This window comes from Pseudomonas sp. SID14000, from assembly GCF_002165135.1.
Taxonomy (GTDB): Bacteria; Pseudomonadota; Gammaproteobacteria; order Pseudomonadales; family Pseudomonadaceae; genus Aquipseudomonas.
Window position 1 is genome coordinate 135,612 of sequence record NZ_NFZQ01000008.1, and the last position, 23,436, is coordinate 159,047.

The 23,436-nt window shown below is 65.4% G+C and carries 22 protein-coding genes; 2 read left to right on the top strand and 20 right to left on the bottom strand.

Annotation, left to right across the window (positions count from 1 at the left end; translation table 11 throughout):
* Positions 1-71 precede the first annotated feature (71 nt).
* From CAY82_RS13875 to peaA, 5 genes are all read right to left on the bottom strand, one after another.
* On the bottom strand, positions 72-1,745 hold the full coding sequence (locus tag CAY82_RS13875; RefSeq protein ID WP_087501714.1) for a fatty acid CoA ligase family protein: 1,674 nt from the start codon (positions 1,743-1,745) through the stop codon (positions 72-74).
* Positions 1,746-1,884: 139 nt separating this feature from the next.
* The gene (peaD, locus tag CAY82_RS13880; RefSeq protein WP_015270567.1) at positions 1,885-3,006 is read right to left on the bottom strand and encodes a quinohemoprotein amine dehydrogenase subunit beta; all 1,122 of its coding nucleotides are present in this window, start codon (positions 3,004-3,006) and stop codon (positions 1,885-1,887) included.
* Positions 3,007-3,038: 32 nt separating this feature from the next.
* Positions 3,039-3,362, bottom strand: coding sequence for a quinohemoprotein amine dehydrogenase subunit gamma (qhpC, locus tag CAY82_RS13885; protein WP_004375838.1), 324 nt, complete (start codon positions 3,360-3,362; stop codon positions 3,039-3,041).
* 1 nt (position 3,363) lies between these two features.
* Positions 3,364-4,794 carry a quinohemoprotein amine dehydrogenase maturation protein gene (peaB, locus tag CAY82_RS13890; RefSeq protein WP_087501715.1) on the bottom strand — a complete coding sequence of 477 codons (1,431 nt, stop codon included), beginning with the start codon at positions 4,792-4,794 and terminating at the stop codon, positions 3,364-3,366.
* A gap of 49 nt (positions 4,795-4,843) precedes the next feature.
* Positions 4,844-6,409, bottom strand: a complete 1,566-nt coding sequence (gene peaA / locus CAY82_RS13895; RefSeq protein ID WP_087501716.1) for a quinohemoprotein amine dehydrogenase subunit alpha — start codon at positions 6,407-6,409, stop codon at positions 4,844-4,846.
* A gap of 494 nt (positions 6,410-6,903) precedes the next feature.
* Here peaA and CAY82_RS13900 point away from each other — a divergent pair, with 494 nt between their 5' ends.
* The gene (locus CAY82_RS13900; RefSeq protein WP_087501717.1) at positions 6,904-8,397 is read left to right on the top strand and encodes an aldehyde dehydrogenase; all 1,494 of its coding nucleotides are present in this window, start codon (positions 6,904-6,906) and stop codon (positions 8,395-8,397) included.
* Between the two features lie 150 nt (positions 8,398-8,547).
* Positions 8,548-9,861, top strand: coding sequence for a hypothetical protein (locus CAY82_RS13905; protein WP_087501718.1), 1,314 nt, complete (start codon positions 8,548-8,550; stop codon positions 9,859-9,861).
* 138 nt (positions 9,862-9,999) lie between these two features.
* On the opposite strand, the gene CAY82_RS13910 is transcribed toward CAY82_RS13905, so the two are convergent.
* From CAY82_RS13910 to CAY82_RS13980, 15 genes are all read right to left on the bottom strand, one after another.
* Complete coding sequence (locus tag CAY82_RS13910) at positions 10,000-11,292, bottom strand: NAD(P)/FAD-dependent oxidoreductase (protein ID WP_087501850.1); 1,293 nt, start codon at positions 11,290-11,292, stop codon at positions 10,000-10,002.
* The gene (locus CAY82_RS13915; RefSeq protein ID WP_087501719.1) at positions 11,285-11,962 is read right to left on the bottom strand and encodes a peptidase S8 and S53 subtilisin kexin sedolisin; all 678 of its coding nucleotides are present in this window, start codon (positions 11,960-11,962) and stop codon (positions 11,285-11,287) included. Before CAY82_RS13915 ends, CAY82_RS13910 begins: the two co-directional genes overlap by 8 nt.
* Positions 11,952-13,685, bottom strand: a complete 1,734-nt coding sequence (locus CAY82_RS13920; protein WP_087501720.1) for an ABC transporter ATP-binding protein — start codon at positions 13,683-13,685, stop codon at positions 11,952-11,954. The genes CAY82_RS13915 and CAY82_RS13920 overlap by 11 nt, the downstream gene beginning before the upstream one ends.
* A gap of 1 nt (position 13,686) precedes the next feature.
* Positions 13,687-15,597: a sigma-54-dependent Fis family transcriptional regulator gene (locus CAY82_RS13925; RefSeq protein WP_087501721.1), complete on the bottom strand. Its 1,911-nt coding sequence runs from the start codon at positions 15,595-15,597 to the stop codon at positions 13,687-13,689.
* Positions 15,598-16,067: 470 nt separating this feature from the next.
* Positions 16,068-16,298, bottom strand: coding sequence for a hypothetical protein (locus CAY82_RS13930; RefSeq protein ID WP_087501722.1), 231 nt, complete (start codon positions 16,296-16,298; stop codon positions 16,068-16,070).
* 622 nt (positions 16,299-16,920) lie between these two features.
* On the bottom strand, positions 16,921-17,769 hold the full coding sequence (locus CAY82_RS13935) for a CsgG/HfaB family protein (protein ID WP_087501723.1): 849 nt from the start codon (positions 17,767-17,769) through the stop codon (positions 16,921-16,923).
* A 33-nt stretch (positions 17,770-17,802) separates the two neighbouring features.
* Positions 17,803-18,216 carry a curli assembly protein CsgF gene (locus CAY82_RS13940; RefSeq protein ID WP_087501724.1) on the bottom strand — a complete coding sequence of 138 codons (414 nt, stop codon included), beginning with the start codon at positions 18,214-18,216 and terminating at the stop codon, positions 17,803-17,805.
* Positions 18,213-18,614: a curli production assembly/transport protein CsgE gene (gene csgE, locus CAY82_RS13945; RefSeq protein ID WP_087501725.1), complete on the bottom strand. Its 402-nt coding sequence runs from the start codon at positions 18,612-18,614 to the stop codon at positions 18,213-18,215. The genes CAY82_RS13940 and csgE overlap by 4 nt, the downstream gene beginning before the upstream one ends.
* The gene (locus tag CAY82_RS13950) at positions 18,611-19,138 is read right to left on the bottom strand and encodes a type II secretion system protein (protein ID WP_087501726.1); all 528 of its coding nucleotides are present in this window, start codon (positions 19,136-19,138) and stop codon (positions 18,611-18,613) included. The genes csgE and CAY82_RS13950 overlap by 4 nt, the downstream gene beginning before the upstream one ends.
* Positions 19,113-19,487: a type II secretion system protein gene (locus CAY82_RS13955; protein ID WP_087501727.1), complete on the bottom strand. Its 375-nt coding sequence runs from the start codon at positions 19,485-19,487 to the stop codon at positions 19,113-19,115. The genes CAY82_RS13950 and CAY82_RS13955 overlap by 26 nt, the downstream gene beginning before the upstream one ends.
* A 5-nt stretch (positions 19,488-19,492) precedes the next feature.
* Positions 19,493-19,975 (bottom strand): type II secretion system protein, encoded by a 483-nt coding sequence (locus CAY82_RS13960; protein WP_087501728.1) that lies wholly within the window; start codon positions 19,973-19,975, stop codon positions 19,493-19,495.
* Positions 19,972-21,837, bottom strand: coding sequence for a secretin N-terminal domain-containing protein (locus CAY82_RS13965; protein WP_087501729.1), 1,866 nt, complete (start codon positions 21,835-21,837; stop codon positions 19,972-19,974). Before CAY82_RS13965 ends, CAY82_RS13960 begins: the two co-directional genes overlap by 4 nt.
* Positions 21,834-22,343, bottom strand: a complete 510-nt coding sequence (locus CAY82_RS13970; protein ID WP_087501730.1) for a hypothetical protein — start codon at positions 22,341-22,343, stop codon at positions 21,834-21,836. Before CAY82_RS13970 ends, CAY82_RS13965 begins: the two co-directional genes overlap by 4 nt.
* The gene (pilO, locus tag CAY82_RS13975; protein ID WP_087501731.1) at positions 22,343-22,906 is read right to left on the bottom strand and encodes a type 4a pilus biogenesis protein PilO; all 564 of its coding nucleotides are present in this window, start codon (positions 22,904-22,906) and stop codon (positions 22,343-22,345) included. The genes CAY82_RS13970 and pilO overlap by 1 nt, the downstream gene beginning before the upstream one ends.
* Complete coding sequence (locus tag CAY82_RS13980; protein WP_087501732.1) at positions 22,893-23,435, bottom strand: pilus assembly protein; 543 nt, start codon at positions 23,433-23,435, stop codon at positions 22,893-22,895. The genes pilO and CAY82_RS13980 overlap by 14 nt, the downstream gene beginning before the upstream one ends.
* Between the last annotated feature and the right edge of the window lies 1 nt (position 23,436).

Genomic DNA, 23,436 nt, shown 5'->3' on the forward strand with positions numbered 1-23,436 from the left:
ACTGCCCTTGAGGCCTGTGCAATACCTGTGGGAGCGGGTTTACCCGCGAAGAGGCCAGTACAGGCAACACATCACCCGGCAGACAGCTCCTCGACACTGATCTCGCGCATGCGGAACTTCTGCACCTTGCCGGTCACCGTCATCGGGAACTCATCGACAAAGCGGAAGTACCGGGGCACCTTGAAGTGCGCGATCCGCGCCTTCGCCCACTCGCGCAGTTCCTCCGCGCTGGCCGTATGCCCCGGGTGCAGCCGTACCCAGGCCACGATCTCTTCACCGTACTTGCTGCACGGCACGCCAATCACCTGCACATCAGCCACCGCCGGGTGGGTGAAGAAGAACTCCTCCAGCTCGCGTGGGTAGATGTTCTCGCCGCCGCGAATGATCATGTCCTTGCTGCGCCCGACAATACGCACATAGCCCTGCTCGTCCATCACCGCCAGGTCGCCGGTGTGCATCCAGCCTGCTTCATCGATGCTTTCGGCCGTGGCCTTGGGGTTGTTCCAGTAGCCCAGCATCACGCTGTAACCCCGCGTGCACAGCTCGCCAATCTCGCCACGCGGCACGGTGTTGCCGTCGGCATCGATCACCTTGTTCTCCAACCGCGGCTGGGTGCGCCCGACGCTGGTCACGCGGCGCTCCAGGTCGTCGCTGGCGCCGGTCTGCAGCGACACCGGGCTGGTCTCGGTCATGCCGTAGGCAATCTGCACCTCGGCCATGTGCATCTCGCCGATAACCCGACGCATCACTTCGATCGGGCAGGTGGCACCGGCCATGATCCCGGTGCGCAGGCTCGACAGGTCGAACTCGCCACGCTGCGGGTGGTCCAGCTCGGCAATGAACATGGTCGGCACGCCATACAACGCAGTAGCCCTTTCCTCCGCCACTGCACGCAGGGTGGCCAACGGGTCGAAGGCGTCGTTGGGGTAGATCAGGGTGCTGCCGTGGGTCATGCAACCGAGGTTGGCCATGACCATGCCGAAGCAGTGGTACAGCGGCACCGGCACCACCAGCCGGTCATGCTCGGTCAGCCCCAGGCTTTCACCGACCATGTAACCGTTGTTGAGGATGTTGCTGTGGCTGAGGGTGGCGCCTTTCGGGAAACCGGTGGTACCCGAGGTGTACTGGATATTGATCGGGTCGTCGCAGCGCAGCTGTGCCTGGCGCTCGGCAAGGGCTTCGCGGCTGACGGCCGCGGCACGGGCTTGCAGGTCGTGCCAGGCGAGAAAGCCCGGCGGTGGCGCGACGGCCAGGCTGACCACACCGCGCAGCTCGGGGAAGCGTTCGCAGATCAGGGCGCCCGGCTGCCCGCCAGCCAGGCCCGGGACCAGGCCCAGCAGCATGGCGTGGTAGTCGGAGGACTTGAACGCGTCGGCACAGATCACCCAGCGGCAGCCGGACTGGCCGAGGGCGTAGTCCAGTTCGCTGGAGCGGTAGGCCGGGTTGATGTTGACCAGGATCGCACCTACCTTGGCACTGGCAAACTGGGTGATGCACCATTCTGCGCAGTTGGGTGCCCAGATGCCGAGGCGGTCACCGGGCTGCACGCCCAGGGCCATCAGCGCACGGGCGTGCTGGTCGACGGCTTCGGCCAGTTGCTGCCAGGTGTAGCGCAGGGCCTGGTGGCGGACTATCAGGGCGTCACGGTCAGGGAAGCGGGCGACGGTGGTGTCGAAGGCGTCGCCGATGCACTGGGTAAGCAGGGGTTTGTCCTGGTTGCCCTGGGAGTAGCTTGGCTGGGGCATGGGCGGTCTCTTGTTGTTCTTGTGTTGATTGAGCGGGCCTCTTCGCGGGTAAACCCGCTCCCACAGGGACCGCACCACATTCAGCCCCTGTGGAGCTCCTTGTGGGAGCGGGTTTACCCGCGAAGAAAGCAACACCGGTTTAACGGATGAACACCTGCGGCGTAGTGGTGGACATGTCGCCACCCGGCAACTTGATGTTCTTCACCTTCTCCAGCGTATCCGGGTTGAACACCGCCAGGTCGTTGAAGGTGCCCCCCAGGTACAACTTGTCGCCCTTCTTGTCGAAGGCCACGCAGTAATAAGTGTGGTCCAGATTCGCTGCCTTGATCAGCTTGCGCTGTTTGAGGTCGTACTTGGCCAGGCGGTTGAGCACGCCGTAGATCTGGTTCGGGTCTTTCGGTGAACGCAGCCCGGTGAAGTACAGCTCGGTCAGGTCGGCGAACTCCTGGGTGTGGGTCTTGCCGGTCTTCAGATCGACGCTCAGGTAGCCATACAGCAGATCGGCGGTGGCCGGGTCCTGCTTGTCATCCTTGAACCTGGCAATGGTGTACAACATCGAGAATTCGTGGCGCGGGCTCTGGTGCGGCCAGAAGTACAGCACGTCCGGGGCGCTGTAGCCTTTACGGTTCCAGTTGCGCAGCGGCAAGGCCACCGTGTACTTGCCGGTTTTCACGTCCATCTTGTAGATGTCCGGCCCGGCGACGTACAGGCTGCCATCGTCCGCCGCACGCATCAGGTATACCTGGCGCGGCATCGGGAAGGTGCGCACTGGCTTGGCCTCAAGGCCATCGGCGGTGCTGAACACCTCCAGTCGTGGTGGCTTGACCACGTAGTGGTCGTTCAGGCGCTGGGTCGGGTTGACCGTGGCGTACACTTCCTTGCCGTCCGGGCTGATGGCGAACGAGTACATCGACCGGCCCACCTCACCCGGCACGCTGGACAGGTTGGCGTGGAAGGTATTCTTGCAGGTGTCCAGGTCGATGCCGTAGATGTCGCCGTAGTGGTTGTTGAGCACGTAGGCGGTGCGGTTGTCCGGCGCCATCATCGCGGTGCCGGGGCCGAACTTGTCGGGCATGACGCAACTCTTGTACACCGTGTCACTGGCCACATCGACCACGTGCAGGTTATTCGGGTAGTTGGTCACGATCATGTATTCGTGGCCAGCCTTCAGCGCCGGCCCGGTGTCGGCGGCCTGTACCAGCCCGGCGCAGGCCGTGGCAGCGATGGTGAGCGCGAGTGACGCGCAGCGTCCAGCTTTCATGCGGTTTCCCCTTGTCATTCTTGTTGGGCCGGTCACTTGTCTTTCGGGAACACGGTGCCGAGGTTGCGCCAGTCTTCGGCGGAGTTGCTCGCCTGGGCGTTCCAGTCCTGGTAGGTGCTCATCATGTCCGGCACCTGGGCCGGCCACCAGCAAGGGTCGGAGCAGCCATACAGGTCGGCCTCCATCGGCTGGCACAGCGAACTCACGCCACCAAAGGCGTCCACTTCCCAGCCCGGGTCGGTGGTGGCGGTGCAGCCCGCCACTGCGCTCATGGCCATGACTTCTTCGACACGGTCTTCGGCGGCGGCCTGCTCGAGGATGCGCGCCTTGTTGTTCAGGGGCTTCAAGTGCTTCATGTCAGTGCGCCTTCCGCGGGGTGATGTAGCGATCGATGAAGGCCGGGTTGGCGGCCATGATGCGGCTATAGACTTCAATGCCGAAGTCGACCCAGTCGCGCATCAGTTCGCAATAGTGGTAGGTCGGGTGCTGCGGGTCGCCATAGCGGGCATAGCTTTCGTGGTAACAACCACCGGAGCACAGGTTGCGGATGCGGCAGCTGTCGCAGCCGGTGTTGCTGCGGTCCAGGCGCTGCGACAGGAAGTCGTTGAGCTGGGCCTGCTTCACGCCCTGGTGCACGTTGCCGAAGGTCGGCAGGCTGGAGCCGGTGAAGCGGTGGCACAGGTTCAGCTCGCCCTCGTGGTCCACTGCCAGCATCTTCAGCCCGGCGCCGCACGGCAGGGCCTTCTTGTGGCCTTCGTGGATGTCGGTGATCAGCTGGTGCAGGTTGGAGAAGCCGATGTTGCGGTGCTCCAGCGCAGCCTCCAGGTAACGCCGGCCCAGCGCCTTCATGTTGGCGAACACCTGCACCAGTTCTTCGCCGGTGAGGTTGAAGTTGGCCATGTCGCCGGAGGTGACCGGGGCAAAGCCGACTTCCGCGAAGCCCAGTTCGTTGAACAGGTGGTTCCAGATGGTCTCGACGTCGGTGATGCCACGGGTCAGCGTGACCCGCGCACCCACCGGGCGGCTGTGGTAGCGCGACAGCAGCATGTCGACCTTGCGCCGCACCACGTCATAGGTGCCCTGCCCGCCCACGGTAATGCGGTTGCGGTCGTGCACGGTCTTGGGGCCGTCGATGCTGATCGACAGGCCAAAGCGGTGAGCATTGAGCCAGTCGATGATCTCTTCGGTGAGCAGCGTGGCATTGGTGGTCATGATGAACTCCACCTGCTTGCCCGCCTCGGCGAAGCGTCGCTCGCAGTAGGCGACCATGTGCTCGATCAGCGGCCGGTTGGACAGCGGCTCACCGCCGAAGAACACCACACTGTAGCGCTGCTCGTCGGGCGACTCCTTGAGCAGCATCTCCACCGAGGCTTCAGCGGTGGCAGTGCTCATCTTCCTGCCCGCGGACGGCTTGTCCAGGTCTTCCTTGTAGCAGTACGTGCAGCTGAGGTTACAGCCGGTGTTGACGTTGAGCACCACGGTGTTCAGCGCCGTGCGCTCGACCTGCTTGAGGGCGATTTCCGGGGTCAGCGGCGAGCCGTCGCTGACCAGTTCCAGCGCGATCAGTTCGCGCAGGGTGTCCTGGATATCGTCACCGGCAAACTGCTGGCCAAGGCGCTGCATCAGCTCCTCGGCCGAGCAGCCTTGCTGGCGCAGGGTGTCGATGATGCCGCCGGTCACCGCATCGGCGGTGAACAGCGAACTGCTGGGGATATGGAACAGCATGCGGTCGGCATCGACCTGCACTTCATGCAGGTTGCGTTCGACCAGGTTCAGTAGTGCGCCCATGGCGACCTCCCGATAATCGATCCGTTGGAAAACCGTAAGCCCCCTGCCGTTACGGCAGCGGCGGGTTGTTCCAGCGCTGTACGGTGACGATCATGTGCCCTTCGCCAGTCTGGCCACCGTCGGCCAGGGTGGCGATGACCTTCAGGTTGCCGGCGTTGTTGGTCATCATCTTGCGCTCTGGGTTGGGGCCAGCGCCGCCTGGCACGAACACGCCATCGACCTGCATCGTCCCGGCGAACTTGACGTCTTCGTCCTCGACCGCACGCTCGTTGAACGGCTCGACCTTCCAGCTGGCCGGCAGGTAGCCGATGCGCAGCGGCTGGCCATTGGCGTCCTTGCCCCAGGCTTCGGCCTCGAAACGGCCCTGCACCTTGGGCACCGAGGCGCCGTTTTCGCCGATGCGAGCGATGGAGAATGCCGGTACCACCTTCACTTCCTCGACCTTGTCGTAGACCGCCAGGTTGACGCCCTTGAGCGCACCTACGGCGACTTCGCGCTGGCCAGGCTTGGCATCGGCTGCGGCGCGGGCCTTCACCCGTATCAGGGTCGGGGTCTGCTGCAGTACTTCAGTCACCTCCACACCAGCGCCCAGGTCCGGTTTGCCGGCCAGGCCGCTGCCGACCAGGGTGATTTCGCTTTCGCCACCGACCTTGATGAATGCCGGTTGTACTGCCAGCAGGCGCGCCTTGCCCTCCTTCACTGCAGTGAAGTCCAGGCCACGCTCATCGTGGTCGGCCTCGAACATGCGGCCCTTCATTTCGCCATCCAGCGCGGCGAACACCTGGCGCAGGTTGGCGTCGCCGACCTTGACGTTGCCACGCCATTCATAGCCGTTGTAGAGGATCGCCGAGCCACTGCCATTGAACGGTGTGCCGTCGGCATACGCACCCTTGACCTCGACCTTGAAGGTGTCGCCCTGGTCAGGCGTGACACTCATCACCCCGCGCACATCGCCCTTGGCCAGCATGTGGCCGCTGAATGCCCACTGGCCCGGCAGCGTATCGGCCTTGGGCCTGGCCTTCTGCCATTCGGCCCACGCCGCGCTTTCCAGCGGGTAGCGCTTGGCCAGGTCGGGCACCACTTGCTGCAGGGCGATCGGCAGCCAGTCGCGGTCACGCGCCTGGGCCTGGTATTCGAGGGAAGGCCACTGGCCGAGATGGAAGTTGACCAGGTGCTCCCACTCCTTGGCCGGGCGCCGCTGCAAGGCGACACGGGCACCGGAGTGGCAACGGCCACAGGTTTCGCTGAGCCGGGTGTCGAACTGCTCGACGGTGTTCAGCCGGCGCTCCATGGCATAACGCACGCCATCGGTTTCGCTGGGCGCCAGGCCCTGCTTGTCGGCCAGGTACTTGACCAGGGTGCGGCGGTCGTCGTCGCTGATCTGCAGGCCGTGCATCACCTGCATGCGGGCGATGCTCATCAGCCAGCCTTCCGGGGTCTTGCGCTGGTGGCTGATACGGCTGTAGGTGTCGTTGCCTTCGGGGATATGGCACCCCATGCACTTGTTCTGCAACAGGCTCGGGCCCTGCTCGGCCGCCATGGCCTGGGTGCTCAGCAGCGCGGCGGCGACCAGCGCCAGTTTGCCCGCATGCCGCCGGAGTCGAGTCGTCTTCAAGGTCAGACCTCCACGGTTGTTGTTCTTATCGTTGTCGCACGCTTTGGTACAGCAGGTGTGCATGTGACAGTTGCGATACAGGAACTGTGCCAGGTGCTGTAAAAATGTTTCCTTTCAAGCTTTTAGCTGGTTTTCCGGGCTTTGCTGCCAGCAGAGATGGCCAATTGCAGCGTGCCATTTCGCGACAGGGTGTTTCATCGTGAGACAGGGGCGTGCTGCGCAGGCCTTCGCGGGCATGCCCGCTCCTACAGGTATCGCATCGGCCCTAGGCATTGCGTATTCCCTGTGGGAGCGGGCGTGCCCGCGAAGAGGCCGGAACAGCCACTGTTTCACCACCGTCTCACAGCGTCTCAATGTGCAACAGCGCAACCCTGCAATCCCGACCTTGCACCAGGACAAAACCCAACCCGTTCAACGGCTTGCGGCCATCTGCCGACCTTGGCACGCCCATTGCGCCTGTGCCCGTCACATCCAATGACAAGAGGCATCGCCCCATGCTTTCCGAACTGCCCATCCTGCCCGCCACCCGCGCCTTTCTCGAACGCAAGCTGAAGATGCGCATCGGCGCCGACTGGCAGGACGCCGCCAGCGGTCGCACCCTGTCGTTCCGTAATCCGGCCACTGGCGAAGTGCTGGGTGAAGTGCCCGCCGCCGAGGCCGAAGATGTCGACCGCGCGGTACGTGCCGCGCGCCAGGCCTTCGATGATTCACCATGGAGCCGCCTGCGCCCGCGCGAGCGGCAGAACCTGTTGTGGCGCCTGGCCGACCTGATGGAACGCGACGCCCGCCAGCTGGCCGAACTGGAATGCCTGAACAACGGCAAGAGCGCCACCGTGGCCCAGGTGATGGACGTGCAACTGGCCATCGACTTCCTGCGCTACATGGCCGGCTGGGCCACCAAGATCGAAGGTAGCACCGTTGAAGCTTCGATGCCGTTGATGCCCAACGACCAGTTCCACGGCTTCGTCCGCCGCGAGGCAGTGGGCGTGGTCGGTGCCATCGTCGCCTGGAACTTCCCGTTGCTGCTGGCCTGCTGGAAGCTCGGCCCGGCCCTGGCTACCGGCTGCACCGTGGTGCTCAAGCCTGCTGACGAAACACCGCTGAGCGTGCTCAAGCTGGCTGAGCTGGTGGACGAAGCCGGCTACCCGGCCGGTGTGTTCAACGTCATCACCGGCACCGGCCTGAACGCCGGCGCCGCGCTCAGCCGCCACCCTGGCGTGGACAAACTGACCTTCACCGGCTCCACCGAGGTCGGCAAGCTGATCGGCAAGGCAGCCATGGACAACATGACCCGCGTCACCCTGGAGCTCGGCGGCAAGTCGCCGACCATCGTCATGCCCGACGCCAACCTGCAGGAGGCCGCCGTCGGCGCGGCCACGGCGATTTTCTTCAACCAGGGCCAGGTGTGCTGCGCAGGCTCCCGGCTGTATGTACACCGCAAGCATTTCGACAACGTGGTGGCCGACATTGCCGGCATCGCCAATGGCATGAAGCTGGGCAGCGGCCTGGACCCTGCGGTGCAGATGGGCCCGCTGATCTCGGCCAAGCAGCAGGACCGCGTCACCGGCTACATCGAGCTTGGCCGTGAGCTGGGCGCGACCATCGCCTGCGGTGGCGAGGGCTTCGGGCCGGGCTACTTCGTCAAGCCGACGGTGATCGTCGATGTCGACCAGCGCCACCGCCTGGTGCAGGAAGAGATCTTCGGGCCGGTACTGGTAGCGATGCCGTTCGATGACATCGACGAAGTGATCGGCATGGCCAACGACAACCCCTACGGCCTGGGTGCGAGCATCTGGTCCAACGACCTGGCCGCCGTGCACCGGATGATCCCGCGCATCAAGTCGGGCTCTGTGTGGGTCAACTGCCACAGCGCCCTCGACCCTGCCTTGCCGTTTGGCGGCTACAAGATGTCCGGCGTCGGCCGCGAGATGGGGGCCGCTGCCATCGAGCACTACACCGAGCTGAAGTCGGTGTTGATCAAGCTCTGATCTTCAGCCTGTACCGGCCCTTTCGCGGGTAAACCCGCTCCCACAGGATCACCACAAGCCTGAACACTATGAGATCCCTGTGGGAGCGGGTTCACCCGCGAAGAGGCCGGTACAGGCCACCCCAAAAACAACAAAAACATGGAGCACACCATGAGGCACACACTCGCCTGCACATTGGCCCTGCTGTTCGCCGCGCCTGTCACCCAGGCCTACGAGCTGTACAACCACGACGGCACCACCCTCAACGCCGACCTCGAAGCCCTGTTCGGCGCCTTCCACAGCGACGAAAGCTTCAACCTGGCCGGCAACCGCAAGCCCGGCAGCACCGCCTGGCAGGAGGGCTACATCAAATATGGCCTCAGCGGCAGCCAGGCCCTGGCCGACAGCGGCGCGCTCTACGGCGCCTTCAACCTGCTCAGCTCCGCCACCTGGGGCGATGGCGACGCCGCCGGCCTGACCCTGGGTGACGAGCACCGCACTGCCGTCGAAGACCTGTACCTGGGCTGGCGCTCGGCCAACCTGTTCCCGGCTCTGGGCGAAGACGGCGTGGACATTTCCGGCGGCCGCCAGGTGGTGACCCTGGGCGACGGTTTCCTGATCCAGGGCGACCCGGTAAACCTGGGCAAGGTCGACCTGGGCGCCAACTTCGACCGCGGCGGCGCCTACTACCTGGCCGCACGCAAGGCCTTCGACCGCACGGCCGTGCTGCGCCTGGGCGGCAAGCAAGGCTGGCGCAGCGACCTGATGTGGCTGAAGTCCGACAACCACTACCAGGCCGACACATCGCTGGCGGTGGCCAACCTGGAACACGTCGCCGATGCCGGCACCGTGGGCCTGAGCTGGATCCGAGGCCTCGACGTGGACCAGCGCTACGCGCAGATCATGGGCCTGGAACACCGCGACGGCATGGACACCGCCAGCCTGCGCGGGCGCGGCAACCTGGGGGTGAAAGACCTGGAGCTGGCCGCCGAGTACGTGACCCAGGACAAAACCGGCGGGCGGGAGAACGCTTGGTACCTGGAGGGCAACTGGACCTTCTCCGAACTGCCCTGGTCACCCACCGCCACCTACCGCTACAGCCGTTTTTCCGAAGATTTCGACCCACTGTTCTATGGCCTGAGCCGTGGCTATGGCACCTGGTTCCAGGGCGAGGTGGCGGCCAACTATGCCGGGCCGTTCAACAGCAACAGCCAGGTGCACCACGTGGCGCTCAAGGGCAAGCCACGGGACAACCTGACCGTGGGCGCACTGTATTTCGACTTCGATACGCTGGACACCGACCAAGGCAACCTGGGCGGGCGGGAGCTGGACCTGTATGTGGAATGGATGGTCAACGACCATCTGCTGATCAGCCCGCTGGTAGGGTTCTACAAGCCGGAACGCAGCGCGGCCAATGGCGGCACGCAGCTGGGTGGGCGGGATGCCGGGACCTACATGCAGTTGATCGTCGGGACTTTCTTCTGATTCGAGATCCCGGGGCTGCTGCGCAGCCCATCGCGACACAAGGCCGCTCCTACAGGTACCGCGCTGCCTCAAAGTTTGGGCCGGACCTGTAGGAGCGGCCTTGTGTCGCGAAAGGGCCGCAAAGCGGCCCCGGCAATCTCAAGCCAAACCCTGCTCCAACAACCACCGCCGCACCATCATCTGCTGCTCCCCTGGCAGGCCTGACAACACTGCCTCGATAGGTCGGCCGCTAAGCAGCCCCCGCACCACCGGCGCCAGCTCCACGCCCTGCAAATGCCACACCCCCAACGGCTGATCCGCCGTCACCACCACTTCCGCCTCATCCACCAGCCCGTCACGCAACACCGGCCGCCGCTCGACCCTCACCGCACTCCAGTCCGTCGCCACGTGCAATGCCTGCATGTCCGGCCACCCCTGCCGCCGTGCCCAGAACGGCTGCCCCACGCGCCCCTGCTCTTGGCCATAGAAATCCCGCCCGATCCGGGCAAAGCGCAAGAACAGCTGCTCGACCCGCTGCTGGTGAAACTGCCGTGCCAACCCTGCTCGCTCGGGCCTGCGCAGCAAGGTATTGATCACCACCGGCGCCTGCAACGCCGAAGACAGCGACTGGAAGATCCCGTTGCCCGACAACGGGTCGACGGCCATCGCTGCATCGCCCACGCGTATCCAGTCCCGCCCTACGCACTCGCCGGCCAGAATCGCGGTACTGCTGCGCGCATGCACCTGTGCCGGCGCCAACGCCCTGGTATCGAACAGCTCGGCCACCAGTGTGCTTCCGGCTCGGCGCGCCGCGCAGTATTCCGCTAGCTCGGCCTTGCCCGGCAGCCCGGTGGCGTCCAGGGTGACTTGCCAGTAGCAACGGCCATCTTCCAGGCGCGCCATCCACGCCCAGCCATCCGCCAGGCTCTCCACCGCCGATGCAGGCACCCCGGGGGCGGCCTGCCAGACATTGAGCAAGCTGACCGTCTCCGGCCCGCGCAGGCGGTCTGCGGCCAGCGGGGCCTGGCGGCCCCGGGCTTCAACCAGGAAATCGGCCTCAAGTAGCTGCCCATCGTCCAGACGAATACGATGACCGCCCTCATGAACGACCTCACGCACCCGCCCCTCGATCAGGTTCACGCCCGCCCGCTGAAGGTCGTCGCGCAGTGCCCGGTCAAACCTGTGCCGATCCAGCAGAAACTCCTGATTCAGGTGCAACTGCTGGCCGTTCCAGTGAACTTGCCGAGTCGCCGGCATCGCCGCCTGGCTCAACGCCCCGCCAAGGCCGGCATGGTGCAAACCGTCCAACACCCGCTGCGAAACCCCTTCGACCGCCGCGAACCGGCGCCATTCGGACACCACCGTGACCGCATAGCCCAGCCGCCGCAGGCCGATGGCCGTGGCCGCACCCGCAGGGCCTGCCCCCAGCACCACAATGCACGGTTCAGCCATGGCCGGCGCCTCGCCGTTCGGGGCCGGCAAACGCCGCGTGCTGGCGCAACCAGTCATGAACCTGCTGGCGGTCCATGCCCGGCTCATCACGCAGCAATGCGGCAATCCTGCCGCTCAGGGCCGCACACCCCAGGCTCGCACCCGCCCTGTCGCCCGCCCCCACATAACCGCCAAAGTCTGCCTGTCGGGTACCCAGCCAAGACCACTGGCCCGGCGCACACCGGGCATCGCCGGTGACCCGGATCACCCCGGGATAGCTGGCCGGATACACTGGCCCGCCCCGGGCCGGGCTGGAAGCGCACAACAGCACACCCGCGGCCAAAGCCTCGGAGCAGGCCTGATGCAGCACAGGCCGGTCCTGCTGCAGGCCAAGGCTTAGGTTGACCAACACAGCCCCCGCCTCCACCAGCCACAGCAGCGCGGCCGCCACCTGCAAGGCACTGGTGCTGGCCTGAGCGCTGAAAACCTGGGCCAGCAGCACGGGCACCGGTCCGGCCTCCCGCTGCAAGCCGGCGAGCACTGCGCTACCGTGCCCAAGCTGGTCGGGCAAGATTTCTCCTTCGCGCAACTGGCCGTCCTCCAGCCAGAAGCGGCGCGCGCCCAGCAAGGCGCTGGACTGCTCCGGCGAGCAGCCACTGTCGATCATGCCAACACACAAGTCAGTGTCCATGCTTGATCACCTCCTCGGGCAGTACCTGCAACTGGCCAGCGTGCAGTTGCAGGTGCAGGTCGGCATCGGCCAGGGTCGAAGCACGGTGGCTGATGAGGATGCGCGTGCGGCCGGCAAACAGCTGGTCGATGGCCGCGATCACTTCGCGCTCGGTGGCTTCGTCCACCGCCGAGGTGGCCTCGTCCAGCACCAGGATCGCCGGCGCCTGCAGCACCGCGCGGGCGATGGCAATGCGTTGTTTCTGCCCGCCGGACAGCTGTTGGCCACGCTCACCCAGCAGGCCGTCAAGGCCCAGCGGCAGGCTGTCGACCAGGCTGTCCAGCCGCGCCAGGCGCACCACCCGCTCCAGTTCCTCACGGCTGGCCTCGGGCACGCCGTAGGCCAGGTTCTGTGCCAGGGTGCCGCGGAACAGCACGATATCCTGGCTGACCACCGCAATGCGCCGGCGCAGCGCGGCCAGGTCCAGCTCGCGCAGGTCGGTGCCATCCAGCAGGATGCGCCCGGCGTCCGGATCGTAGAAGCGCTGCAACAGGTCGATCAGGGTCGACTTGCCCACCCCCGAGGCACCGCTGATGGCCACCTTCAAGCCACCCGGCACACACACCTGCACATCGTTCAGCACTGTGCCCTGGCGCCCTTCATGGGCAAAGCTCACGCCCTCGAGACGCAATTCGCCCGGGCCATCGGGTATCGGCTGCGGGCGGGTTGCCGGGCGCACGGCCACGGCCTCCTGCTTTAGCTCCATCACCCGCCCCAGGCTCACCGCCATGCGCTGCACCGCCACGTACAGGCCCAACAGGCTCTGCACCGGCCCTACCGCCATGCCCATGTAGGTGGAAAAGGCGATCAGCGCACCCAGCTGCCAGGTGCCCTGGATCACCCACCAGCCACCGATCAGAAATGCGCAGGCGCGGCACCAGGAGGTCAGCGTGCCGGGGATGGCCTGGGTGAAGAATTCGGTCACCTGCACCTTGAGCAACTGGCGCATGTAACCCTGGCCCAGCTGGTCCAGGCGCCCCGCCTCGCGACCTTGCTGGCCGGTCGCCTGGATGAACTTCATCGCCGGCAGGGTTTCGACCAGGAACGACGACACATCTGCCGAGCGTTCGCGCAGGTTACGGACTTCGCGCTCTACCTTGCGCCGCATCCAGCGCAGCCACAGCACTTCGATCGGCACCAGCAACGCCAGCAGCAGTGACAGTTGCCACGACAGCATCAGCATCAACACCACCGCGCCCACCAGCCCGATCACCGCCGACACCGCCGAGAACAGCGAATCCACGGCAAAACGCTGGATTTCCGCCACATCCCCATCCAGTCGCGAAAGGATGTCGCCGATGCGCCGCCGCCCGTAGAACGTCGGCGACAACTGCTGCAGGTGGCGGTAAAGGTCGTCGCGCAGGGCAAACAGGATGCGACCTGAAAGGCGCGTATGCAGGTAGCGGTTGACCCCGGCCAGCACGGTACCCAGCAGCCCGGCACCGATCATGATCGCCGCCATGTGCCAGAGGGTCTGGTAGTCCTTGGCCAGCAGCCCTTCGTCGATCAGCGTCTTGACCAGCCAGGGTTGCGCCAGCGCCAGCAACGAGGCGCCCAGCGACAAACCGAGCAACAGGCCGATGGCGCGCCGATGGGGGCGTACGAAGCCATACAGCCAGGCCAACGCCTGGCGCATGAGTACAGGGTCGCTGGATTCCACCAGCCGGGCGAACAGGCCGCCCACGTCAGCCGCGCAACTGCTTGAGCTTGCGGTATAGCGTCGCCCGGCTGATACCCAGCGCCTCGGCCGCCGCGGACACGTTGCCCTGATGGCGCGTCAAGGCGCCACGGATCAGCTCCAGCTCGTTGTCCTTGAGGCTGCCGGAAGGCGCCGTGCCGCTGGCCAGTTCGTCCAGCAGGCAGTCGGTGAGGTGGTCGAGGGTCAGCACCTGCTCGCCGTCCTCGCGCATCGCCAGCGCCGTGCGCACTACCATTTCCAGCTGGCGGATGTTGCCCGGCCAGTCGAAGCCTTCGAGTAGCGCGGTCAAGGCCGGGTCCAGCGTCACGCCCCGGGCATCGGACTTGTCCAGCAGCCCCTGGATGATCGCCGCCAGGTCATCGCGCTCGCGCAGTGCCGGCAGGCGCAGCGACACACCGTTGACCCGGTAGTAAAGGTCTTCGCGGAAGTGCTGCTCCTGCACCAGGCGCTTGAGGTCGCGGTGCGTGGCACAGATCAATGCCACGTCGATGTCCTGCTCGTCGCCCGCCCCCAGCGGTGCCACTCGCCGTTCCTGCAGTACCCGCAACAAGCGCGCCTGCAGCGCTAGCGGCATGTCGCCGATTTCGTCGAGGAACAGCGTGCCACCATGGGCCTGCATCAGCCGGCCGACCATGCCGCCCCGACGCGAACCGGTGAAAGCACCTTCACGGTAGCCGAACAGTTCGGACTCGATCAGGCCTTCGGGGATGGCTGCGCAGTTGACTGCCACGAACGGTTTGTCGGCGCGCGGGCTGGCCTGGTGCAGGGCCCGGGCGACGACCTCCTTGCCGGTACCGGTCTCGCCCAGCAGCAGCACTGGCAGGCCATTGCCCAGCCCCTGGCGGGCCATACGCAGGTTGCGTGCCAGGCGCGGGTCACCGCCGGCCAGGGCGTCGAGGGCCGGCGACTGCTTGCCCGGCGCCGGTTTGCTCACCGGCGTGCTGCCGTTGACCCGGCCATGGCGCGGCAGCTGCAGGGCGCGGAAGTAGAACTCGCCCTTGGCCGTTTGCACGCTGCTCACCCCGCCCTGCCACAGGCGCGCGATGAAGGCCGGCGAACGTTCACCCAGCAAGTCGCTGCTGCGCCGCCCCAACAGCGCATGGCGCGGCACCTGCAACAGCTGGCAGGCACTGTCGTTGGCAGCCAGCACTTCACCGTCCAGGCTCAGCGCCAGCAGGCCATGCCAGGCGCTGTTGAGGTATTGCGGGCGGCTGTGGAAAGCCAGCACCAATTGCTCCGGGTGGTACAAGCCGAACATGCGGCTTTCGATGTTGCCGGCCGCCAGCATCAGCGTCGACAGGCTGTCCTGTGGTTGCGCCATCACCCCTTCGCGGGTGATGTCGAGCACACCGATTACCTCGCCGCGCGGGTCACGCAGGGGTACCGAGGTGCAGGAGAACGGGCTGAGGCGGTCGAGATAGTGTTCGCCGCAGTTGATCAGCGTCGGCCGGCCTTCCACCACTGCCGTGCCGATGGCGTTGGTACCGCGCAATGACTCGCTCCAGCAACTGCCTGGGTGCAGGTCGCGCAGGCCCTCGCGTTGCAGCACGTGCTTCTGCCCTTCGATGGCCAGCACGTTGGCCTGGGCGTCGCCGAGGATGACGATGCCGGCCTTGCCCTGGCGCGCGACCAGGTAGTCCAGTTCGGGGGTAACGGCGTCGACCAGCAGGCGGTTGCGCTCCAGCAGCATGCGCAGGTCGTGACCTTGCTCCAGTCCCAGGCCGACCTGCTCGCCCTGCAGGCAATCCAGGCCATGGCCCAGGCTGCGGCGCCAGGAAGCGTCGATCTCGTCGCGCAGCATGCCCAGTGGCAGCTCGCCTTCGCTGGCCAGTTTCAGACGGGCCTGGCGGGATTCGTGCAGCGGGTCGTGGGCGTTTGTTATTAGTTGTCGCGCCATTTTCTGCTCCGGCTGCGCCCCGCCAAGGTGGCGGGGAACGGGCTTGGGAATTTTCCGCAGTGTGCGGGAGAAATGGCTGGGCGTCATCTGGTTGATGGTTTCGGGGAGGCACCGGGGTGTACGGCTTGGATTTTGCGCGGGGGCTGAAACCGAGCGCCGCCCGCGCGGCGCTTCGCGGGACAAGCCCGCTCCCACATTTGTTGCAACGTGCCGAACCTGTCAGGCCATGGTTGCCAGCTTGGTGAGGCTGGCTGGATTTCTGAGTTGGCACCAATGCCGCCCCACCTGTCTCAAGCCTTGCACCAAGGCTGACAACGCCTCTCCCACAGGCATGGCCACGTTGCAACAAATGTGGGAGCGGGCTTGTCCCGCGAAGCGCCGCGCGGGCGGCGCTCGATCCCACAGGCGCCAAAACTCTATCGCCAGGCACCTCGAAACTAATCACAGGACCCAGGCCAGCGCGCCTCCAGCTAAGGAGCCTTCCCCCGCCCAACCAGCTGCTGCCTCTCAACCCCATCCAGCAACGCCTCCACCACCGCCTTGGCCGAATCCAGCCCATGATCATTGCTCAACAACAGATCACGACAGGTCCCCTTGGCCAGTTCCAGTGCCTTGAGGTTGGTCGCAAACGCACCTTTCAGCAGCGTGGACAAATGCACCAGCGCATCTTCGTAGTCCACCCCCGAACGCACGGCAAACAACGGCGGATGGCTGCATTCACAGGTGGAGAAACTGGAGGACGCCGTGGTGGCGCGTACGGGAGGATCGGGTAAGCCTTTTGTCATTGTGACGCTCCTTGATTCACTGGAGCCGCCACACAACGTGACCAAACGAATGGGTGGCGACTGTACGCGGGTTGGTCAACCGGGAATCAAGGAAACCGGCGCGCACGGAGGCGCCCCACGCACAGCCGCCATAAAACGAAACAGCCGGGCACAAAAAAGCGCCAACTGTATCGCATAGCGGGCGCTTGTGCGCCTTGATGATTGCGGGTGACCAAACCCGGCTGCTGGACTTACAGCAGCGGGCAGAGACTACCGGTGTCAGGGAAGCGTTTCAAGCGAAGGGAATGTGCAGTAACACTTCCGTTGGCGCCTCTCACTCATCACCGGCTGACGTGATCGTGGGAGCGGCCTGCCGGGGCGCCGGACCGGTCGGATAGGGTCACAAAGCGGCCCCGGGGAATCAGCAGTGATCACTAGGTTGTGTCGCGTGCACCGGCCCATTCGCGGGTAAACCCGCTCCCACAGGGACGGTGTCGCACTTGAGATCACGCGGAACCTGTGGGAGCGGGTTCACCCGCGAAGAGGCCCTGAAGGTCGATCAAGGCTGCTCATTCTGACTCAAATACTTGTCCACCGTAGCCTGCCCCTCCCCCGCATCCCCCGCCACCTGCCACAGCCGCCGTTCGATCCCCTGTGCCAACAGATGCCCCACCGCCGCCTCGATCGCCGACAGCACGCACAGTTGCGCCGGTTCGTTGGTGGTGTACCCCACCTCGGCCTCCAGCAGTTTCTTGAACTCGATGAACTTGAACACCCCGGCACTGCGGCCGACCGAGTAGATGGTCTTGCTGGTCATCACGTTGGCCAGCACCTGCCCGGTGCGCACATCCACCGCACGCAGGTTCACGGTCACCTGGTCGACGCGGTACTCGCGGGAGATATCTATGCCCAGGTAGCGGGCGCCTTCGCCGCCGCTGCGCACGTTGGTGTCGTAGGCGATGATGCCGCCCTCCAGCATCAGGTTGGCGGCCTGCAGCGGTGGCAGCTCGCCCATGATGTTTTCCGGTACATCAGGCTTTTTCTGCGAAGCACGGATGATCTTGCGCTCGGTCAGCAGGTTCTGCAGGCCTTCACGCTCCAGCACCACGAACCAGCCACTGGCATTCAGGGCATCCATCAGCATGCTGGCCGCGCCCTGGGTGACGCTGGTGGAGAACGAGCTGGCCGGGGTTGGCTTGTACTGCCCGGTCTGGTCGCGGAAGCCATACACCACCGCCATCAACCGTCCCTTGGGCCGTGGCATGTTGATCAGGTCGTAGTAAGTCGAGGCCCGCGGAGTCAGGGTCGGGGTTTCCGAGTCCTGTTCGGCGGGCATCGGCTCGCGCAGGCCACAACCGTGCAGACCCAGGGCGGTGAGGACCAGCAGCGTGCTCAGCAGACGTTTCATGGTGTTCTCTCCCCAACAAAAAGCCTTTTCCCCTCAAGGGTTCAGGCCGCTGACCTCAATGATCGAAATTTCTCCTGTGGCGCGATCGGTGACCTTGATACTCAAGGCCCCGGAATCGTCGATGACGTCGATAAGAAACGCATCGGTCGCCATGCTGCCGGTGTTGCCGTTACTGATGTTGTCCAGCAACTGCGACAACATCCGCGACTCCAGTTGATTACTGAAGCGCTCCAGGGCCGTGGTGCCGGTAAAGGCCGAGGCACGGTCCTTGAGGTCGGGGTCGTCGTAGTCGTTCTGCGCCTGGGCGTTGTTCAGCAGCCAGGTGCCATTGAGCGGGTTGCCGCCAAAGGCCGGGTTGATCGGGGTGTACACCAGCTCGGTGGCCTGGGCGGCACATGCACTGGCCAACAGGCAGGCGGCGATGCAACGGGGTATGTGGTGCTTCATAGCTCGTCCCTCTCCAGATCGGTGGTGTCCTGCAGCAGGCGTTGCAACTTGCGTTGAATGATTTGCTGCTTGACCAGGTCGGCTGCTGCAACGGCCTCGTCCTTGAGCTCGGTGGTGTTCGGTGGCAAGAAGCGCCGGTACACCACTTCGCGCTCGAATTCCACGGTGACCAGGCTGCCCCAGCGGGCATCCGGGCGTTCGCGCACCACCAGGTTGAAGTCCAGGCGGCTGGTGGCGCGCAGGCGGTCGGCGAAGTAGTAGTAGAAGTCGTGGCCGATGTGCGAGATGGTGTTGTCGACGATGAAGCCCTGCATCTCGTCCTCGTCCCCGGCCCTGACCGAGGTGGCCTGCACCGCCACCAACAGCAGGCCCAGGTACAGTGCGAGCAGGCGGCTCATGGTGTGTCGCCCGGGCCGGCATGGGTCTGCACTTCACCGGCACTTTCGGTAAAGGCCTGCTCGGCGACGAACTGCCAGTCGCTGTAATGCTCCAGCCCCTCGAAACCGCTCCATTCGGCGCTGAAGCCACTGCGCTTGAACGGGGTAGCGTCCGAGCGGCTGTGCACACCGGTGATACGGCCGTCGATCGAGCGCAGCAGGCCCCATACGTCACTGTTGGTGATGGGGTCTGGGTATAGCCGGCGAATGTGCCGCCTGGCCTGCGGGAAGCGGTTGTCCTGCAGCAGGTCGGCAAGCTCCTGCGGATACTGTGCCAGCCCCGGTGAGGCGCGGTAGTAGCTGCGCAGGGCCTGGGCGTACTGGCTGCCCACCCACAACAGCTGGCGTTCGCGATCGCGCTGGGCTGCACTGGACCAGAGCGTGCCGGTAGCGGCCAGCGCCACGCTGCTGACGGCGATCAGCAGCAGCACGCCCAGGTAGGTGAAGCCAGCGCTGGCCTTACCATTCCGCGAACAGGCTGCCATCGCGCGCCCTCCCTGTGGCACCACTCTTGATATCGGCCACACCGCCGGCCACGCCTTCGGGCGGCGGCACCAGCTGCCAGGCATCGCTGCGTTCGGTGATCGGGTCGATCGGGGTGTTGCGCAGGTAACGCTGCTCCACCAACTGCTCCAGCGAATCCGGGTAGTGGCCGGTGTCGCCGTAGTAGTGGTCCAGCGCCTCGCGCAGCACCGCCAGGCTCTGGCGCAGGGTGGCCTCGCGGGAGCTTTCCAGGCTGTTGAAATAGCGCGGCATGGCGATGGTCATCAGCGTGGCGATGATCGCCATCACCACCATCAGCTCGATCAGGGTGAAGCCTTTGCTGCGTTTCATGGCTGTCACCACTGCCCGTAGGGGATGTTATTGAGGCCTTTGCCGCGAGCCTTGGAATACACGTCAAACACGTCTTCGCCTTCACGCGGGTTGTCTGGGCTGCTGTCGTAGGCGCGCAACCCCCAACCGCCTTCGTCCTCACCCTTGTTGGCGGCCACCAGCGGGTCGTGAGGGATGCGCCGCAGGAAGTAGAACTTGGCGCCCTTGGCACTGCGCACATCACGCACGCCATCGACCAGCACCTGCAGGTTCGGTGGGTAGCCACTGGCGTCCAGGCGCTTCTCGATGTAGCCGGCATCGAACGCTCGCTTGTAGGCGTCGATGGCGTCGCGAATCTGGTAAAGCGCCTCGCGCAGTTGCTGCTCCTTGCCGCGGCGCACCACGGTTTCGGTCAGCGGCGCGGCCATGCTGGCGAGCAGCCCGAGCAGTGCCAGGGTCAGCACCACCTCGATCAGGCTGAAGCCCTGCATGCGGCGCTGCACGATCATGGCCGTGGGCTCCCTTTGGCCGGGGCGACCGCCATCTGGCTGTCTGCCACCGGGGTATCGGTGGCCGGAGCATTGCCAGGTACATCTGCCGGCGGCAGCGGCGCCATTTGCCGCACCTGCATGGCCGACTCGGTGCCGGTGGCGAACTCCATGTCCGACGGGCTCTGGTACGGCAGGTTGCGCACGATGCGCGGGGTGATCGCCAGCACCAGCTCCGACTTGCTCATGTCGTCCTTGTTGCTGCCGAACAACCGGCCCAGGCCGGGGATGTCGCCAAGGCCCGGGATCTTGTTGCCGCTGGCGTTGTGGTCGTTGCGCACCAGGCCGGCCAGCACCTGGGTTTCGCCATCGTGCAAGCGCAGGGTGGTCTGGGCGTTGCGGGTGTCGACCTGGACCGGAATGGTGCCCTGGCGCGTGGCTTCCAGCGGGGTGGCGTTGCTCACCTCCAGGGCTACCTTGATCGCCACTTCGTTGTTCAGGTGCACGGTGGGCTGCACTTCAAGCTTCAGGCCCACGTCCAGGTAGGTGACGCTTTCTGTGATCACCGGGCCCTGGGTGGACGGCACCGAGGTGGCACTGATGATCGGTACCCGCTGGCCGATGTGGATGCGGGCCTGCTCGCGGTTGCTGACGCGGATCACCGGGCTGGCCAAGGTGTTGATGTCTTTGTCCTGGGCATTGATCTTGGCCTGCGGCGCCGGGGCGATGCTGATGCGGCTGGAGTCGATGCCCTTGAGCTGGTCGAGCACGCTCACCGGCTGGCCATCGGAGCTCAGCACACCGAAGGTGTTGGGCCATTGCAGGCCGAGGTCGAGGATGCGCGAGGTGGCCACTTCCATCACCTCCACTTCCAGCACCACCTCGGGGTTGGACTGGTCCTGCGACTGCAGCAGCTTCTCGGCCATGCGCACGGCATCGGGGGTGTCGCGCATGGTCAGGGTGTTGAGGCGTTCGTCGACGAACACGTCGCGGGTCTTGAGCATGGTCTTGACCATGTTCAGCGCGGTGTTGGCGTCGATGCTGGTCAGGTAGAAAGTGCGCATGACCAGTTCCTGGTAGTCCTTGGTCTTCTGCGGCGAGTCGGGGTAGATCATCAGGGTGTTTTCATTGACGATCTTCTGCCGCAGCTGGTTCTGCTCCAGCAGCAGCGCCACGGCGTCCTCGATGCGCAAGTCACGCACGAAGATGGTGGCCTTCATGTCCGGGCGCATGTCCTTGTCGAAGATGAAGTTGATGCCGGCGACCTGGGACAGCACTTCGAAGATGGTCTTCAGGTTGGCATCGCGAAACTCCAGGGTCACCGGCCGTTCCAGCTTGCTGCGCAGCTGCGGGAACGGTTGCGCGGTACGCGCCTGGACATTCTCGATGTCGCTGCGCAGGGCCACGCCCTTCTGGTTCTGCGGGTCCAGGCGCAGGACTTCGCGCATGTAGCGCTCGGCACCGAACAGGTCGCCCTGGCGCAGCGCTGCCTGGCCCAACGCCACGCGCTCATCGAGGGTGCGGATCAGCTCCAGTTGGCGGATGCCTTCCTGGGCGCGGCGGTTGTTCGGCTCCAGGGTCAGCACCCGCCCATAGCCCATGCGGGCGCCGGTGAAGTCGTGGCGGATGCGGTCGGCGTCGGCCTGGGCAAGCAGCGCCTCGACAGCGGCCTGGCGGCTATGGGCCAAGGCGATGTTCAGCTCGGTGTCACGCGGGTCCTCGCGCAGGGCTTCTTCCAGGCGGGCGATGCCGGCTTCGTACTGGCCCTCCTTCATCAACTGGTCGCTGTCCTTGCGTACCGCATTGGAGCCGCAACCGGCAATGGCCACGCACAGCGCCACAAGCAGGAACGGAGCCGGTTTGCACAGCTTTGACGACTTCATGGTGCGCTCCCTACAGACAAAGTCTGCAACTGATGCAAAGGCAGGTAGACCAGGTGCAGCTCGCTGGCCGAGACCCGATCGAGGCGGTAGGTGTCTTCGATCACGTCGCCCTGTCGCACGACGTAGAGTTTTTCGCCGCTCTGCAGGAAGATCTGCAGGTCGTCGCGGTCGCCGATGCGGCCAATGAACTGGAATGGCAGGTCCGGGGCGGTCGGGGCTGCGGCTACGGCGGGCGCGGTGACCACGGGTTGTTCGGTGACGGTGGCCAGGGCTTGGGGTTTGGTCCATTGCTGGGTTGGGAAGAGATCCCTGGAGGCCTGTTCCGGCCTATTCGCGGGTAAACCCGCTCCCACAGGGACCGTGGATACCGCCGGTTCTGTGGGAGCGGGTTTACCCGCGAAGGCCGTGACGCCGTCGTCCCGGCCAAACCAGTGCCCTGGGGCCCAGGCCAGCGCCGCGCTCATGCCGAGGAAGCCAACCCAGATGACAGCACGTTGTGTGTTCATCACGACCTCGACAGGTAAAGGGTCATGCGCAGGCGGGCGTTGAGCTCGCTGTCGCCAATGCGTTTGCGTTGCAGCTCGAGGTCTTCCAGCACCAGGGTCGGCAACTGCCTGAGCAGGCCCTTGAGGAAGCCGCGGATCTGCGGGTAGCTGCCGCGCACCGGCAGCACGATCTGGTAGCGCGCCAGTTGCGTCTTGGGGTCGACTCCCAGGGCGTATTCGCCACGCGCCAGGCTGATATGCTCGGCGCTGGCCAGGTGGTACAGGCGCTCGATCAGCTCGCTGGCCTGGGGCTGCCCCGGCAGTTGCTGGCGCAGGCTGTCGAGGGCCTGCTGCTCGGGTTTGATGGCGATCTTCAGCTCACCACGCCTGACCCGCTCGACCTGCACGCTGGCGTGCGCTTCGCTGGCGCGCAGTTCGCGCAGGTTTTGCCATTGCGGCAACACTCCGGCGCACAGCACGCCCACGGCCAGCAGGCCCACCGCAACCGCAGCCAGGCCGACCGGGCCGACGCGACGCAGGCGCTCCTGGAGGATCAGGCTGTTCAGCGATTCACGGGCGCGCATGGCCGGTCTCCCAGGTGGCGGTGAGGGTGAAGCGCACCGGGTGTTCGGGCTGCGCGGCCAGCACCTCGTGGTTGAGCAGCGACACATCGCTGAGCTCGGCACTGGCGTCCAGGCGCTGGTGGTACTGCAGCATCGCTTCCAGGTTGCGTGCCTCGGCGGTGATACGCAGTTGGCCTTTGCGCGCGTCGGGGGCCAGGCTGAGCAGCGCCACGTCGTCCTGCGGCTGCGCTTCGAGCATGGCGAACAGTTGTTGCCAAGGCCGTTGCAGCTGCTGCGAGACGCTTTGCATCTGCGCCAGGCGCTCGGCCTGTTCGCGGCTGGCGGCGCTGCTCAGCGTTGCGACAGTGGCCGGGCGACGGCCCAGTTGCTGCTCCAGGCTGTACACGCTGGCTTCCAGTTCGACCTGCTCGGCCTGCAAATTTTGTTGCAGCAGCACCAGGCCGACGACCATGGCACTCCCCATGGCGAGCAGCGACCAGGCCAACGGGCTGCTGCGCCGGGGCTGGAATTCCAGGTCGAGGCGGCGCATG

Excerpts from the sequence above, each read along its gene's own strand:
- csgE (WP_087501725.1), bottom strand. The coding sequence starts at position 18,614 with ATGAGCCGCCTGCTCGCACTGTACCTGGGCCTGCTGTTGGTGGCGGTG.
- CAY82_RS13910 (WP_087501850.1), bottom strand. The coding sequence starts at position 11,292 with ATGGCTGAACCGTGCATTGTGGTGCTGGGGGCAGGCCCTGCGGGTGCG.
- qhpC (WP_004375838.1), bottom strand. The coding sequence starts at position 3,362 with ATGAAGCACTTGAAGCCCCTGAACAACAAGGCGCGCATCCTCGAGCAG.
- CAY82_RS13915 (WP_087501719.1), bottom strand. The coding sequence starts at position 11,962 with ATGGACACTGACTTGTGTGTTGGCATGATCGACAGTGGCTGCTCGCCG.
- CAY82_RS13875 (WP_087501714.1), bottom strand. The coding sequence starts at position 1,745 with ATGCCCCAGCCAAGCTACTCCCAGGGCAACCAGGACAAACCCCTGCTT.
- CAY82_RS13900 (WP_087501717.1), top strand. The coding sequence starts at position 6,904 with ATGCTTTCCGAACTGCCCATCCTGCCCGCCACCCGCGCCTTTCTCGAA.
- CAY82_RS13960 (WP_087501728.1), bottom strand. The coding sequence starts at position 19,975 with ATGATCGTGCAGCGCCGCATGCAGGGCTTCAGCCTGATCGAGGTGGTG.
- CAY82_RS13925 (WP_087501721.1), bottom strand. The coding sequence starts at position 15,597 with ATGGCGCGACAACTAATAACAAACGCCCACGACCCGCTGCACGAATCC.
- CAY82_RS13980 (WP_087501732.1), bottom strand. The coding sequence starts at position 23,435 with ATGCGCCGCCTCGACCTGGAATTCCAGCCCCGGCGCAGCAGCCCGTTG.
- CAY82_RS13950 (WP_087501726.1), bottom strand. The coding sequence starts at position 19,138 with ATGGCAGCCTGTTCGCGGAATGGTAAGGCCAGCGCTGGCTTCACCTAC.
- peaD (WP_015270567.1), bottom strand. The coding sequence starts at position 3,006 with ATGAAAGCTGGACGCTGCGCGTCACTCGCGCTCACCATCGCTGCCACG.
- CAY82_RS13955 (WP_087501727.1), bottom strand. The coding sequence starts at position 19,487 with ATGAAACGCAGCAAAGGCTTCACCCTGATCGAGCTGATGGTGGTGATG.
- CAY82_RS13965 (WP_087501729.1), bottom strand. The coding sequence starts at position 21,837 with ATGAAGTCGTCAAAGCTGTGCAAACCGGCTCCGTTCCTGCTTGTGGCG.
- CAY82_RS13970 (WP_087501730.1), bottom strand. The coding sequence starts at position 22,343 with ATGAACACACAACGTGCTGTCATCTGGGTTGGCTTCCTCGGCATGAGC.
- CAY82_RS13905 (WP_087501718.1), top strand. The coding sequence starts at position 8,548 with ATGAGGCACACACTCGCCTGCACATTGGCCCTGCTGTTCGCCGCGCCT.
- CAY82_RS13935 (WP_087501723.1), bottom strand. The coding sequence starts at position 17,769 with ATGAAACGTCTGCTGAGCACGCTGCTGGTCCTCACCGCCCTGGGTCTG.
- peaB (WP_087501715.1), bottom strand. The coding sequence starts at position 4,794 with ATGGGCGCACTACTGAACCTGGTCGAACGCAACCTGCATGAAGTGCAG.
- pilO (WP_087501731.1), bottom strand. The coding sequence starts at position 22,906 with ATGCGCGCCCGTGAATCGCTGAACAGCCTGATCCTCCAGGAGCGCCTG.
- CAY82_RS13940 (WP_087501724.1), bottom strand. The coding sequence starts at position 18,216 with ATGAAGCACCACATACCCCGTTGCATCGCCGCCTGCCTGTTGGCCAGT.